This is a genomic window from Microbacterium sp. J1-1, assembly GCF_024498615.1.
GTDB lineage: Bacteria > Actinomycetota > Actinomycetes > Actinomycetales > Microbacteriaceae > Microbacterium > Microbacterium aurugineum.
In genome coordinates, this window is the sequence record NZ_CP089590.1 from 2,960,557 (window position 1) to 2,974,910 (window position 14,354).

Annotated in this window: 14 protein-coding genes; 10 read left to right on the forward strand and 4 right to left on the reverse strand. The window is 70.3% G+C overall.

From position 1 onward, the window contains the following. Positions 1-106 precede the first annotated feature (106 nt). The 3 genes from LRQ07_RS14400 to LRQ07_RS14410 all read left to right on the forward strand — a co-directional run bounded on the left by LRQ07_RS14400 (position 107) and on the right by LRQ07_RS14410 (position 3,453). Positions 107-1,390, forward strand: coding sequence for a M18 family aminopeptidase (locus tag LRQ07_RS14400; RefSeq protein WP_232763471.1), 1,284 nt, complete (start codon positions 107-109; stop codon positions 1,388-1,390). Positions 1,391-1,456: 66 nt separating this feature from the next. Then, positions 1,457-2,899: a purine-cytosine permease family protein gene (locus tag LRQ07_RS14405; protein WP_256535013.1), complete on the forward strand. Its 1,443-nt coding sequence runs from the start codon at positions 1,457-1,459 to the stop codon at positions 2,897-2,899. After that, complete coding sequence (locus LRQ07_RS14410) at positions 2,896-3,453, forward strand: cysteine hydrolase family protein (RefSeq protein WP_256535014.1); 558 nt, start codon at positions 2,896-2,898, stop codon at positions 3,451-3,453. The genes LRQ07_RS14405 and LRQ07_RS14410 overlap by 4 nt, the downstream gene beginning before the upstream one ends. 17 nt (positions 3,454-3,470) lie before the next feature. Here the strand turns inward: LRQ07_RS14410 and LRQ07_RS14415 are convergent, their stop codons facing one another. Beyond that, on the reverse strand, positions 3,471-4,178 hold the full coding sequence (locus tag LRQ07_RS14415) for an MBL fold metallo-hydrolase (protein ID WP_256535015.1): 708 nt from the start codon (positions 4,176-4,178) through the stop codon (positions 3,471-3,473). A gap of 80 nt (positions 4,179-4,258) precedes the next feature. Here LRQ07_RS14415 and LRQ07_RS14420 point away from each other — a divergent pair, with 80 nt between their 5' ends. Further along, positions 4,259-4,783 (forward strand): TetR/AcrR family transcriptional regulator, encoded by a 525-nt coding sequence (locus tag LRQ07_RS14420; RefSeq protein WP_256535016.1) that lies wholly within the window; start codon positions 4,259-4,261, stop codon positions 4,781-4,783. A 180-nt stretch (positions 4,784-4,963) separates the two neighbouring features. Here the strand turns inward: LRQ07_RS14420 and LRQ07_RS14425 are convergent, their stop codons facing one another. Continuing rightward, positions 4,964-6,337 carry a pyridoxal phosphate-dependent decarboxylase family protein gene (locus tag LRQ07_RS14425; RefSeq protein ID WP_256535017.1) on the reverse strand — a complete coding sequence of 458 codons (1,374 nt, stop codon included), beginning with the start codon at positions 6,335-6,337 and terminating at the stop codon, positions 4,964-4,966. Between the two features lie 10 nt (positions 6,338-6,347). After that, complete coding sequence (locus LRQ07_RS14430; protein WP_256535018.1) at positions 6,348-7,007, reverse strand: TetR/AcrR family transcriptional regulator; 660 nt, start codon at positions 7,005-7,007, stop codon at positions 6,348-6,350. A gap of 80 nt (positions 7,008-7,087) precedes the next feature. Between LRQ07_RS14430 and LRQ07_RS14435 the strand changes: the two genes are divergently transcribed. From LRQ07_RS14435 to LRQ07_RS14460, 6 genes are read left to right on the forward strand one after another with little or no spacing between them, the layout of a single operon-like run. After that, complete coding sequence (locus tag LRQ07_RS14435) at positions 7,088-8,128, forward strand: agmatine/peptidylarginine deiminase (protein ID WP_256536444.1); 1,041 nt, start codon at positions 7,088-7,090, stop codon at positions 8,126-8,128. Next, entirely contained in the window at positions 8,128-9,855 is a 1,728-nt protein-coding gene (locus LRQ07_RS14440; protein ID WP_256535019.1) for an amidase, read from the forward strand. The genes LRQ07_RS14435 and LRQ07_RS14440 overlap by 1 nt, the downstream gene beginning before the upstream one ends. A gap of 59 nt (positions 9,856-9,914) precedes the next feature. Continuing rightward, a complete protein-coding gene (locus LRQ07_RS14445) occupies positions 9,915-10,766 on the forward strand; it encodes a tryptophan 2,3-dioxygenase (RefSeq protein WP_256535020.1) in 852 nt (283 codons plus the stop codon). Then, positions 10,766-11,791 (forward strand): hydrolase, encoded by a 1,026-nt coding sequence (locus LRQ07_RS14450; protein WP_256535021.1) that lies wholly within the window; start codon positions 10,766-10,768, stop codon positions 11,789-11,791. Before LRQ07_RS14445 ends, LRQ07_RS14450 begins: the two co-directional genes overlap by 1 nt. 1 nt (position 11,792) lies before the next feature. Then, entirely contained in the window at positions 11,793-13,031 is a 1,239-nt protein-coding gene (locus LRQ07_RS14455) for a kynureninase (RefSeq protein WP_256535022.1), read from the forward strand. Then, positions 13,021-13,860: a PaaX family transcriptional regulator C-terminal domain-containing protein gene (locus tag LRQ07_RS14460; RefSeq protein WP_256535023.1), complete on the forward strand. Its 840-nt coding sequence runs from the start codon at positions 13,021-13,023 to the stop codon at positions 13,858-13,860. The genes LRQ07_RS14455 and LRQ07_RS14460 overlap by 11 nt, the downstream gene beginning before the upstream one ends. Here LRQ07_RS14460 and LRQ07_RS14465 read toward each other — a convergent pair. Further along, positions 13,857-14,351: an FBP domain-containing protein gene (locus tag LRQ07_RS14465; protein WP_131492322.1), complete on the reverse strand. Its 495-nt coding sequence runs from the start codon at positions 14,349-14,351 to the stop codon at positions 13,857-13,859. The two genes, LRQ07_RS14460 and LRQ07_RS14465, sit on opposite strands and share 4 nt — an antisense overlap. Between the last annotated feature and the right edge of the window lie 3 nt (positions 14,352-14,354).

The window sequence follows — 14,354 nt, forward strand, 5'->3', positions numbered from 1 at the left end:
CCCCGCTGGCAGGCTAACCCGGGTGAGCGGAATCGCGGTAGCGCTGATTCCGAAAGGAGGCCCGGACTACGCTCGAAGGACCGCACATCCGAAGGAAGGTCACGACATGCCTGTCACCCCCGCCGCGCTCGCCCACGCCGAGGATCTCGCCGACTTCGTCGCCGCTTCTCCGTCGAGCTATCACGCGGCGGCGGAGGTCGCTCGACGCCTGGAGAGCGCAGGGTTCACCCGGCTGCGTGAGGAGGACGCCTGGACCGCACCCGCAGGCGGGCGGTATGTGGTGGTCCGCGACGGCGCGGCGATCGCCTGGACGGTGCCCGCGGATGCCACGGCGACGACACCCGTGCAGATCTTCGGCGCCCACACCGACTCCCCCGGCTTCAAGCTCAAGCCACAGCCGACCACCGGGTCGCGCGGCTGGCTGCAGGCCGCCGTCGAGGTCTACGGCGGCCCGCTGCTGAACTCCTGGCTCGACCGCGAGCTGCGTCTCGCCGGACGCCTGGCCCTCGCGGACGGACGCGTGGTGCTCGCCGACACCGGCCCTCTCCTGCGCCTGCCGCAGCTCGCGATCCACCTCGACCGCGGCGTCAACAACGGCCTCGCCCTCGACAAGCAGGTCGAGACGCAGCCGGTGTGGGGCCTGGGTGACGCGAGTGAAGCCGACATCCTCGCCGAGCTCGCCGCCTCCGCCGAGGTGGCGGCCGCCGACATCCGCGGATACGACGTGGTGATCGCCGACAGCGCACGCGGCGCCGTGTTCGGCAAGGACGACGCCTTCTTCGCCTCCGGCCGTCTCGACGACCTCGCCTCGGTGCACGCCGGGGTGGTCGCGCTCGCGACGCACGAGCCGAGGGCGGGCGGCCCCATCGCCGTGCTCGCCGCCTTCGACCATGAGGAGCTCGGTTCCGAGTCGCGCTCCGGAGCGGCCGGCCCGTTCCTGGAGGACGTGCTCGAGCGCCTGTATGCCGGGCTCGGCGCCGATGCCTCCGAGCGGCGCCGAGGGTACGCGTCGTCGTGGTGCCTGTCGAGCGATGTCGGACACTCCGTGCACCCCAACTACGCCGCCAAGCATGACCCCGTCGTGCAGCCGGTGCTCGGGTCGGGGCCGATCCTGAAGATCAACGCCAACCAGCGGTACGCGACGGATGCCGTCGGCACCGCGTCCTGGCTGTCCTGGTGCGAGCAGGCCGGGGTGACGGCGCAGGAGTTCGTGTCGAACAACAGCGTGCCCTGCGGGTCGACGATCGGCCCCATCACCGCGACGCGCCTCGGCATCCGCACGGTGGACGTCGGCATCCCGATCCTCTCGATGCACTCCGCCCGCGAACTCGCCGGGGTCTCCGACCTCCACGACCTCACGCGCACCGCACAGGCGTTCTTCACCGGCTGAGCCTTCTGGCGCGGTTCGACCGCAGAAGTCCGCCCGGTGACGGGGCGGCAGTGCCAGGATGTCAGCATGACGGACATCAAGCCTGCTCTCATCGAGCGCGCGGGCATCGAGATCATCCCCGAGTCGGAGCGCACCGCGCGACCCCGCGACCTCTTCTGGCCCTGGTTCGCGGCGAACGTGTCGGTCTTCGGGATGTCGTACGGGTCGTTCGTGCTCGGCTTCGGCATCGCGTTCTGGCAGGCGACCCTCGTATCGGTCCTCGGCATCGTGGTGTCGTTCCTGCTCTGCGGGCTGATCGCGATCGCCGGCAAGCGCGGTTCGGCGCCGACCATGGTGCTCTCTCGCGCGGCCTTCGGCGTGCAGGGACAGAAAGTCCCCGGCATCGTCTCGTGGCTGACCTCGATCGGCTGGGAGACATTCCTCGCGATCATGGCCGTGCTCGCGACCGCGACCGTGATCACCCAGCTCGGCGGCGACGGAGACAGCATCGGACTCAAGATCGTCGCGACGGTGATCGTCGCGGCGCTGATCGTCACGGCATCCGTGCTGGGTTATCACACGATCATGCGGATGCAGTCGGTGCTCACCTGGATCACCGGCGTCGTCACCGTTCTCTACATCGTGCTGGCGGCGCCGCAGATCGACCTCGCCGCGGTGCTGGCCCGCCCGGACGGCGGCATCGGCCAGGTCATCGGCGCACTCGTCATGGTGATGACCGGATTCGGACTGGGCTGGATCAACATCGCCGCCGACTGGTCCCGCTACCAGAAGCGCACAGCGTCCGACGGGGCGATCGTGGCGTGGAACACCATCGGCGGTTCGGTCGCGCCGGTCATCCTGGTCGTCTTCGGCCTGCTGCTCGGCGGGTCGAACGAAGAGCTGATGAATGCGATCGCCGCAGACCCGATCGGCGCCCTCGCGTCGATCCTGCCGACCTGGGTGCTCGTGCCCTTCCTGCTGACGGCGGTGCTCGCCCTCGTCTCGGGTGCGGTGCTGGGCATCTACTCCTCGGGGCTGACGCTCCTCAGCCTCGGCATCCGCATCCCCCGTCCGTCCGCCGCGGCGATCGACGGAGTGATCCTCACCCTCGGCACGATCTTCGTCGTGTTCTTCGCCACCGACTTCCTCGGGCCCTTCCAGAGCTTCCTGATCACACTGGGTGTCCCGCTCGCATCCTGGGCGGGCATCCTGATCGCCGACATCCTGCGCCGCCGGAAGGACTACGACGAGGATGCCCTGTTCGACAGCCGCGGCCGCTACGGCGCCTGGGACTGGACCTCGATCGGCACCATGGTCGTGACCAGCGTGATCGGATGGGGGCTGGTCGTGAACAACTTCGCCGAGGATGCCGCCTGGAACAATTGGCAGGGCTATCTGCTGTTCCTGGTCGGCGGCAGGGACGGGGACTGGGCCTACGCGAACCTCGGGGTGTTCTTCGCGCTGGTGCTGTCGTTCCTCGTGACGTACTTCGCCCGGGCCGGGAAGATCCGGCGCCAGGAGGACGCGTGAGTGCGGGCCTGCTCGACGACACCTGGCTGGTGGTGATCGATCCGCAGGCCATCTTCGCCGCGCCGGAGTCCGCCTGGGGGTCCCCCTTCTTCACCGAGGCGATGCCCCGCATCCGTACCTTGGCCGACGCCTTCGGTGACCGCGTCCTCGTGACCCGCTGGATGCCGACCGCCGACCGGACGACGTCGTGGGGTGCGTACTTCGACGCCTGGCCGTTCGCGGATCAGCCGCCGAGCGATCCGCTGTTCGCGCTCGTGCCGGAGGCGGCCACCGTGAGCACCCACCCGACGATCGACCTGCCGACCTTCGGCAAGTGGGGGCCCGAGCTCGAAACCGTGGTCGGACGCGGAGGCCGCGTGGTGCTGGCCGGTGTCTCGACCGATTGCTGCGTGATCTCGACGGCGCTGGCCGCCGCGGATGCGGGTGCCCACGTCACGATCGCCGCAGACGCCTGCGCCGGATCGACGGCGGAGAACCATGAGGCCGCATTGCAGGTGATGAGGCTCTATCCCCCGCAGATCACCGTCAGCGACACGGACACGATCCTCGGCTGAACCAGGGCGTCGCCCGCTCAGGCCGCCCGCACGGCCGCTGCGATCTCGGACGGCGTTCCCTGCCACGGGGCGCCGTGTCCCGGCAGCACCCAGGAGGCCGACACCGCGGCCAGGCGATCGAGCGAGGACAGAGCGACCTCCGGCTCGTCCGTGAAGGGCGCGGGCTGTGCGCCGGTGCGGCCGGTGAGCACGTGCCTTGTCGTGAGCGCATCCCCCACGAACACGGCGTCGACGACCGGGACGTGCACCGCGATGCTCCCCGGCGAGTGACCGGGCATCCCGATCACGACGGGAGCGCCCGGCAGGTCGAGCACGTCGCCATCCCCGACCTCCGTCACCACGGAGACATGCGGTGTGCGCAGGGCGTTCTTGCGGAGGCCGTAGGCGAGGAATCCGAGCGTCGGCCCGACCCTCGCAGGCCCCATCGCCGTCTTCGGCTTCTCGCCCGTGCGCACGCGGTGACTGTCGGCCGCGTGGATGAAGACCGGCACCCCCACCTCGGTGCGCAGCCGCTCGGCGAACCCGATGTGGTCGCTGTCGCCGTGGGTGAGGACGAGGCCGCGGACATCGGACAGCGGACGGCGGAGTACCTCGAGCTCGCTCTGGAGGTCGTGCCAGTGCCCGGGAAGACCCGCATCGATCAGGGTGATCCCCTCGGGCAGGTCGATGAGGTAGGAGGCGACGATGTCGTTGCCCAGTCGGTGCAGGTGGGGTGCGAGCTTCATGGCGGATCCTCTCGGGGCTGTTGCGATAGCTACGATACGTAGCTATCATGGCTAATGTCAATAGCCATCCAGGAGGACCGATGCCGACCCCCGAACGCACGTCCATCGCGGAGATCGTCGCCGCCGGACGGGAGATCCTCGAAACCGCCGGACCCGCAAGCCTCACCATGCAGGCGGTCGCGACTCGCGTCGGCGTGCGCGCACCCTCGCTGTACAAGCGGATCCGCGATCGGGACGCCCTGCACACCGCGGTCGCCGTGGCCACGATCGACGCCCTCACCGCACAGCTCGAGGAGGAGGGCGACGACCTCGCCGGCCTCGCGCACGTCTATCGCAGCTTCGCGAAGGAGAACCCGGAGGGTTTCCGGCTGATGTTCACGATCGCGGCCCCGCAGGATGCCCTCGCGCGCTCCGCCGCGCCGGTGATCCGCGCGTCCTCGGCTCTGGTCGGCGACGACGACGCGCTCGACGCCGCCCGCCTCTTCACGGCGTGGGCGACCGGCTTCCTGCAGATGGAGCTCGCCGGCGCCTTCCGCCTCGGCGGCGACGTCGACCGCGCCTTCGAGTACGGGCTGACGCGACTCATCGCCGGCATGGGCGGCTGATCTCTCGCCCCCGAGAGCCGTCCCACACCCGGCGCCCGGACCCCGCACCCGGCTCCCGCTCCCGGTACGGATGTCGGGAGGAAGGACGGATGTCGGGAAGATCGGGCCGACTCCCCCGACATCCGGGAATCCTCCCGACATCCGACACGGCCATCCGGGCGGCGCACCCGAGAGCTCGGCCTACTTCATGGTGTCGAGGATGCCGGTGAGGTCTTCGAAGGACGTGAGCGGGTTCAGGATGGCGAAGCGCGTGTTCGGCCGACCGGCGTGCGAGCTGGGCACGACGAAGGCGCGCTGGGAGTCGAGCAGCTCCGCCGACCAGCGGTCATAGTCGGCGCGCTCCCAGCCGTCGCGCTCGAACACCACGACCGACAGCTGCGGATCCCGCACGAGGCGCAGCTCCGGGCGGCGGGAGATCTCTGCGGCGATGCGCTCCGTGAGGGCGATGGTCGCGCCGATCGCTTCGCGGTAGGCATCCACCCCGTAGGTCGCGAGCGAGAACCACATCGGAAGCCCGCGCGGGCGACGGGTCAGCTGGATCGAGTAGTCCGAGGGGCTGAACTCATCGGCGTCGGTCAGCGTGTCGAGGTACTCGGCGTGCTGGGTGTGCGCGCGGCGGCCCTGGTCCGGCTCACGGTAGATCAGCGCGCAGCAGTCGAACGGCGCGAACAGCCACTTGTGCGGGTCGACGATCACCGAGTCGGCACGCTCCACACCGCGGAAGCGGGAACGCGCGGCAGGCGCGAGCATCGCGGTGAGCCCGTAGGCACCGTCCACGTGCAGCCAGAAGTCGTACTCGTCCTTGAGCGCGGCGATCGCCTCGATGTCGTCGACGATGCCGAAGTTCGTCGAACCCGCGGTCACGACGACAGCGCAGATCTCGTCGCCGTGGGTGTCGAGCGCCTCGCGCACCGCGTCGGCACGCAGCATGCCGTCGTCACCCGCGGGCACGAGCACCACGTCGGCATCCATCACCCGCGCGGCGGACTTGTTCGAGGAGTGGGCCTCCGCACTGCACACGATCTTCCAGCGCGCCGGGAGCTCCTTGCCCTGGGCGACCAGTCGGGCCTTGGCGGCCTCGCGCGCCGCGACGAGGGCCGACAGGTTGCCGATCGTGCCACCCTGCACGAACACACCGCCCGCGGTGTCGGGCAGCCCGAACTCCCCCGCGAGGAACGAGAGCACCTCGTTCTCGGCGTGCACCGCGCCCGCACCTTCGAGCCAGCTGCCGCCGTAGAGACCGGATGCCGAGACGACGAGGTCGAACGCGATGGCCGCCATGGTCGGGGCGGTCGGGATGAAGGACAGGTAGAGCGGGTGGCTCGTGGTGAGACAGGCCGGCGCGAGGATGTGCTCGAACACGCTGAGCGCGCGCTGGGCTCCGAGCCCGGCGTCGGTGATCGTCGCCCCCACGAGACGGTTCAGCTCCGCCTCGGTCTGGGGCTTGTCGAGTGGCACGTCGGCGGCGAGCATGCGACGGCGCGAGTAGTCGAGCACGGCATCCACGATCGCCGTCGATTCGGGCGAAGCCGCGTGCATGCGCACAGCATCCATGAGCGTTCCTTTACTGGTCTTCGATGCGGGGTTCGGTCGGGGAAGCGAGGGAGATCGCGTGGGGTGCGGCACTGTCGAGGACGGCGGACAGCGCGCGGCGGGCGAGGTCGGCGCGATCGCTCGGCGCCCACTTCACGAGCGAGTGCGCATTCATGCCGTCGACCATGGCGAGCAGGAGCCACGCGGCGGTGTCGGCACGGCCGTCGGCGATCACTCCCGCCGCCGCTGCTCGAACGAAGATCTGCTCGAGAGCGCTCTGCCACCCGTCCATCTCAGAACGCACGCGGGCAGCGAGGATGTCGTTGCGCGCACCGAGCGCCCAGGCCTGCACCCATATCAGGGTGACGTCGTCGCGCTCGCCGTCGAGGAGGGTCTCGATCAGGTCGTGCAGACCCGCGCGGATGTCACCCACGCCATCGAAAGCCGCGATCACCTCATCGCGCTCGGCGGCGACGATGTGCCCGAAGATCTCGGCGACGAAGGCGTCCATGACGGGCCGATAGTGAGCGACCAGGGCCGGGGTGACACCGACGCGCGCCGCCACCGCACGCACCGTGAGCACCTCGAGTCCGCCCTCGCGTGCCAGGGCGATCGCGCCGTCGACGATCGATCGCTCGCGCTCCTCCGGGGGCATCCGCCGCGGCGCGGTGCTTCTTGACGTGATCTTCATCGCGGGCTACGGTATCACTCGTTGATCACGTGTTCAACAGCGGATTCCATCCGCCCGAGATCGTCGACGAGGAGATCACGATGAGTTGGCGCATGCCCGCCGAGACGGCACCTCACGAGCGCACCTGGATGGCGTTCCCCGCGGAGGGTGAAACGCTCGGCGCCACGGATGCCGAGCGCGAAGAGGGGTACGCGACCTGGACGGCCGTCGCCCACGCCGTCGCCGAGTTCGAACCCGTGACGATGCTGGTCGACCCGAGCGAGATCCCGCGGGCCCGACACATGCTCGGTGCCGGCATCGAGATCCTGGAGGCACCGGTCGACGAGTTCTGGATGCGCGACTCCGGTCCGACCTTCGTCGTCGACGACGAGCGCCCGGGCGTGCTCGGCGCCGTCGACTGGATCTTCAACGGCTGGGGCGCTCCCGACTGGGCCGAGTGGCGCAAGGCCGCACAGCACGCCCGCATCGTGGCCGGCGCCGTCGGGGCGGAGCTCGTGAGCTCGACGCTCGTCAACGAGGGCGGCGGCATCCACGTCGACGGCGAAGGCACGGTGCTGCTCACCGAGACCGTGCAGCTCGACCCGCGACGCAACCCCTACGCCGACAAACAGCGGATCGAGGCCGAGATGGCCAGGACGATCGGCGCGACGAAGGCGATCTGGCTGCCGCGCGGGCTCACTCGCGACTACGACGACTTCGGGACGAACGGCCACGTCGACATCGTCGCCACGATCGTCTCCCCCGGCCGGCTCCTGCTGCACGACCAGCAGAACCCGCAGCACCCCGACCACGCCGTCTCCCGCGACCTTCGCGCCCTCCTCTCCGAGCAGACGGATGCCGCCGGTCGCCGCGTGGAAGTGATCGACCTGCCCGCGCCCTCGACGCTGAGCGACGGCGAGGGGCCCGTCGACTGGAGCTACGTCAACCATCTCGTGACGAACGACGGTGTGGTCGCGTGCGGGTTCGGCGACGAGAAGGCGGATGCCGCGGCCCGCGAGATCCTCGCGGACGCGTACCCCGGACGCCGCGTGGTCACGGTCGACGCGCGCCCGCTGTTCGACCGCGGCGGCGGCATCCACTGCATCACGCAGCAGCAGCCTTCCGTGGACGGGTCGCGCTGATGTTCGACGTCGTCGAAGCCTCCATCGCCGATCTGCGCCGCGCGCTCGAGAGCGGCACCGCGACCGCGGTCGACCTCGTCGACGCCTACCGGGCTCGCATCGCCGCCTTCGATGCGCCGGGCACGCCGACCGCCCTGAACGCGGTGGTGGTCGCGAACCCCGACGCACGCGCCGAGGCTGCGGCCTCCGACGCCCGCCGTGCCCGAGGCGAGGTGCTCGGCCCCCTCGACGGCATCCCGTACACGGCGAAGGACAGCTACCTCGTGCGGGGGCTCACCGCCGCAGCCGGAAGCCCGGCCTTCGCGGATCTGATCGCCCAGCGCGACGCCTTCACGATCGAGCGCCTGCGCGCGGGCGGAGCGATCTGCCTCGGGCTGACGAACATGCCGCCGATGGCCAACGGCGGCATGCAGCGTGGGGTCTACGGCCGAGCGGAGAGCCCGTACAACGCCGCGTTCCTCACCGCACCCTTCGCGTCGGGCTCCTCCAACGGCTCCGGCACCGCGACCGCCGCGAGCTTCGCCGCCTTCGGGCTCGGAGAGGAGACCTGGTCCTCCGGTCGCGGCCCTGCGACCAACAACGCCCTGTGCGCCTACACCCCCTCCCGCGGCGTGATCTCGACCCGGGGCAACTGGCCGCTCGTTCCCACGATGGACGTGGTGGTGCCGCACACCCGCACCATGGCCGACCTGCTCGAAGTGCTCGAGGTGATCGTCGCCGACGACCCCGACTCCCGCGGCGACTTCTGGCGAGCACAGCCGTGGGTCCCGATCCCCTCGGCCACCTCGGGCCGACCGGACTCGTATGCGGCCCTCGCCACCGGCACCCCGGCAGCGCTCGACGGCATGCGGATCGGCATCCCGAAGATGTACATCAATGCGGATCCGGATGCCGGGAGCGCCCAGGCCCCGGGCATCGGCGGCCCGACGGGTCGGCGCATCGAGACGCGAGCGAGTGTGATCGAACGGTGGGAGGCGGCACGCCGCGACCTGAGCGCCGCCGGAGCGACCGTGATCGAGGTCGACTTCCCGGTGGTGTCCAACTACGAGGGAGACCGCCCGGGCGCCCCCACCCTCCCGACGCGTGGACTGGTGTCGCCCGAGTACCTGCGACGCGAGATCGTCGACCTCTCGGCGTGGGCGTGGGAGGACTTCCTGCAGGCGAACGGCGATCCGGCTCTCCGCACGCTCACGGAGGTCGACGGGGCCACGATCTTCCCGCACCCGGAAGGCGCCCTCCCCGACCGCTACACCGGCTTCGACGACGACATCGCCGAGTATCCGGACTGGGTGCGGAGCCACCCCGATACCCCCTTCACGGACATGCCCGAGCTCGAGAACGGGCTGCGGGGCCTGGAGGAGACGCGTCGCCGCGACCTCGAGGAGTGGATGGATGCGCTCCGCCTCGACGCCGTGGTGTTCCCCGCGGTCGCGGATGTGGCCCCGGCCGACATGGACGTGAACCCGGCCTCCGCCGACCTGGGGTGGCGTAACGGCACCTGGATCGCGAACGGCAACCTCGCCATCCGACACCTCGGCATCCCGACGGTCACGGTTCCGATGGGGCTGATGAGCGACATCGGCATGCCGATCGGCCTGACCTTCGCCGGACGCGCGTACGACGACACGATGCTGCTGCGCCTGGCCGCGGCGTTCGAAGCCACCGGCGCTCCGGGCACGCGGCGCACTCCCCCGCCGCGCACACCGGCCCTGCCGCCGGACGACTGATGCGGATCGAGAACATTTCATTTCTGTGACGCTCGCCACAGAAGTGATATGTTCGGCGCATGAGCACCGAGAACGAACGCGCCCTCGAATCCGGGATCGTCACCGACCTGTCCGGACGGATGACCTACGGGTCGTACCTGGCGCTGGACCAGTTGCTCACGGCACAGCACCCGGTGAGCGAGCCGCAGCATCACGACGAGATGCTGTTCATCATCCAGCACCAGACCACCGAGCTGTGGCTCAAGCAGCTGCTGCACGAGCTTTCGTCCGCTCGGGAGCTGCTCGCCCGTGACGACCTGCGCGAAGCACTCAAGCGCATCGCCCGGGTCAAGCGCATCCAGGACGTGATGACGCAGCAGTGGTCGGTGCTCGCCACCCTCACGCCCACCGAGTACGCACAGTTCCGCGGAGCGCTCGGCAACTCGTCCGGGTTCCAGTCCGTGCAGTACCGCGCGGTGGAGTTCGCCCTCGGCAACAAGAACGAGAAGATGCTGAACGTCTTCGCCGACCACCCCGCGAACCTCGCGCTGCTCACGGCCGAGTGGGAGAAGCCGACCCTGTACGACGAGTTCCTGCGGTTCGCCGCCCGGCGCGGACTGCCGGTGCCGTCGTCGATCCTCGACCGCGATGTGCGCGAGCCGTACCGCGAGACCCCGGAGCTGGTGCCCGCGATCCGCGAGATCTACCAGGCCCCGAACCGGTACTGGGACCTGTACGAAGCGTGCGAAGACCTGGTCGACCTCGAGGACAACTTCCAGTTCTGGCGCTTCCGGCACCTCAAGACCGTCTCCCGCACGATCGGCATGAAGGTCGGCACCGGCGGCTCCAGCGGCGTCGGCTTCCTGCAGCGCGCCCTGGATCTGACATTCTTCCCCGAGCTCTACACCGTGCGCACCGAGATCGGCAGCTGATGCACGCCGCGACGTTCTTCGACGGGGTCGGCTGGCGCGAGGGCGTCGTCGAGCTCGTCGACGGGCGGGTGCGGCTGAGCGATGGGCACTCCGACGCCGACCTCCCGCGCCTCGACGGCGTCGTGCTGGGCGGGTTCACGGACCACCACGTGCACCTGCAACTCGTCGACCACGCGCAGTTGTCGGGTTCGCGCCTGGGACGCGTGGTCGACCTCGGCGGCAACCCGGGCGTGCTGCGCCGACTCGCGCGTGGCGGGATCAAAAACGCGCCTGCGACCAGCGATTCCGGCACGTTTTTCATCCCGCACCCACACCCGATCCCGCGCGCGCTCGTCGTCGAGTTCGCGGGGGCGTTCGTCACGGCCCCGGGTGGATACCCCTCCGACCGCGAGTGGGCGCCGGAAGGCTCGGTGCGCGAGGTCGCGGACGAGAGAGCAGCGGCGAAGGCGGTGGCCGAGATGGCGGCTACCGGGGCGTCCTGCCTCAAGGTCACGAGCAACAGCACGGCCGGACCGATCTTCTCGGATGACCTGTTCCGCACGATCGTCGGACTCGCCGCGAGCCGTTCCCTCCCGGTCGTCGCCCACGCCGAAGGACCGGGTGAGGCGCAGCGCGTCGTCGCCCTCGGCGCTGCCCGCCTCGCCCATGCCCCGTTCACGGAACACCTCGATGATGAGGAGATCGCCCGGCAAGCGGCCTCCGCGTCGTGGATCTCGACCCTCGCCATCCACGACGGCCTCACGCGCACGGTCGCGATCGACAACGTCCGCCGTTTCCACGCGGCAGGAGGGACCGTGCTCTACGGGACCGACCTGGGCAACGGGCCGATGCCCAACGACCTGAACGCCCGGGAGATCGCCGCCCTCCGCGAGGCCGGCCTCCACTCCGATGCGCTCCTGCACGCGCTCTCCCCGATGGATCCGCTCGCCCCGTCGGCGACGCTCCTGTTCCTTCCCGGTGCCTCTCCCGCAACAGCCGACCCGCTCGCCGCCCGCCCCCTCATCCCCGCAGACCTGAAGGTGTGACATGACCGACCCCCTCGACCGTGAATTGCTCGACCTCGCCCGCACCCTCGACGCCGCCGACCCGCTGCGCGCGCACCTCGACGCGTTCGCCGACGCCCCGGGCGTCACGGCCTACCTCGACGGCAACTCCCTCGGCCGTCCGCTGCGCGACATCCCCGAGAAGCTCGCCGCGTTCGTGCGCGAGGACTGGGGCACGCGGCTCATCCGCTCCTGGGACGAACAGTGGATGGCGCTGCCGATGGAGTTGGGCGACCGCATCGGACGCGTGGCACTCGGAGCCGACGCGGGCCAGACCGTCGTGGCCGATTCGACCAGCGTGCTGATCTACAAGCTCATGCGTGCCGCCGCGACCGCCGATCCCACCCGGACGGAACTCGTGATCGAGGCGGGGAACTTCCCCACCGACCGCTTCCTGGCCGAAGGCGTCGCCGCCGAGACCGGCCTGACCCTGCGCTGGCTGGAACCCGACCCCGTGGCCGGCGTGACCGTCGCCGACGTGGCCGCGGTCGTCTCGCAGCGCACGGCCCTGGTGTCGCTCAGCCACGTCGACTACCGATCCGGAGCCCTGGCGGATATGCCCGGCATCACTGCCGTCACGCACGAGGCCGGCGCGCTGATGATGTGGGATCTGTGTCACTCCGCCGGCGTCGTGCCGATGCAGCTCGACGACTGGGGCGTGGACCTCGCGGTCGGCTGCACGTACAAGTACCTGAACGGTGGCCCCGGATCCCCCGCCTTCGCGTACCTCCGCCGCGGGCTCCACGGCGTGCTGCGGCAGCCGATCCAGGGGTGGTGGAGTGCCGCCGACATCTTCGCGATGGGCCCCGAGTACGTGCCGTCCGGCGATATCCGCCAGCTTCTCAGCGGCACGCCGCCGGTCACATCGATGCTTGCGATGCAGGGGATGCTCGACCTGATCGAGGAGTCGACGATCGAGAGCGTGCGTGCCAAATCCCGCTCCCTGACCGATCTGGCGGTCCGCGCCTACGATGCCGTCCTCGCGCCCCTCGGTGTGCGCTTGCTCAGCCCGCGCGACGCCGACCTCCGGGGCGGACACGTGACGATCGGCCATGCCGACTTCCGGGACGTGACGCGGAAGCTGTGGGCGGAGGGGATCATCCCGGACTTCCGCTTCCCCGACGGCATCCGCCTCGGCCTCTCCCCGCTGAGCACCTCGCACGTCGAGACGATCACGGGTGTGCTCGCCATCCGCGATGCGCTGGAGTCCGGTGACTTCTGACTTCCCGGACGCCCCCGTCCTCGACGACATCGATGCACGTCCCGGCAGCACGGCCTCGCTGCTGCGGACGTTCATCGGCGTCTTCCTGCGTCCTCTCGGCGGATGGATCTCGGCGGCGGACCTGGTGGCGCTCGCGGGCGACCTCGGCATCCCGCCCACGCAAGCCCGCACCGGCATCACCCGCCTCAAGCAGAAAGGGCTGCTGCTCGCCGAGCGCGACGACACGATCGGCTACCGGTTGAACCCGGCCGCGATCCCGATGCTGGAGCGCGGCGACCGTCGCATCTTCGAGATGCGCGAGATGACGGATACCGACCCGTGGTGCCTGGTCTCCTTCTCGATCCCGGAGAGCGCGCGCAGCACCCGTCATCAACTGCGTCGCCGACTGCAGTGGATCGGTGCCGGAGTCGTGTCGCCCGCGCTGTGGATCTGTCCCGGGCACCTCAAGGACGAGGCCCTGCAGATCCTCCACGAGCTCGACGCGCGGCGCTGGGCGACGCTGTTCCTGGCCTCCGCCCCTGCCCCGGCCGGCACGCTCGTCGAGGCGGCTGCCCAGTGGTGGGACCTCGACGCGCTGCGCGCCGAGCACCTCGCCTTCCAGGCGTCTCTCGCGACGTTGCCGACGGAGCCCTTCGCCGCGTCTGTGCAGCTGATCGACCGCTGGCGGGTGCTGCCGTACACCGACCCGGGCCTGCCGCCGTCGATGCTGCCGACGGATTGGCCCGGTCGGCGCAGCTTCGACGAGTTCGCCCGCCGGTCGGCGGCTCTGGCGGAACCTGCGTGGGAGCACGTGCGCGCCCGGCTCACCGAGCGCGCACGTTCCGTCTAGTCCGCGCGCCCGCCGACTTCGGCGAGGAATCCCGCCACGTGTTCCTGCAGGCGCAGGATGCGCAAGTCGCGCGCGAACTCCCGGTCGAAGCCCTGATAGGCCAGCGGCGGCAGGATGCGCACGTTGCGGTTGCAGCCGAACTCGGCGCACGTGAGGACGCCCACGGAGTCGCCCTTGCGCCCCGCAGGTCCGGCTTTGCGCGCGACGTACAGCTGCACGTCGTTGCGGAGCGTGACGTCTTCGCACCACGAGCACTGGGCGCGGGCGAGCACCCGCTGCTCGGCGCGCTGCAGGAAGACGCCCACCACGGCGTCGTCGACCCAGGTGACGACGTAGGCCCGACGGGGGATCTTCGGGTCGACCCAGCCGAGGAAGTCGAGCCGCTCGAAGTCGATCTCGGCGAAGCCGGGCGGAAGGGACAGGTCGGAGACCTCCTTGCGGGAGGCGTTGAGGAAGGAGGCGCGGATGGCGCGCTCGTCGATGGGACGCATGGG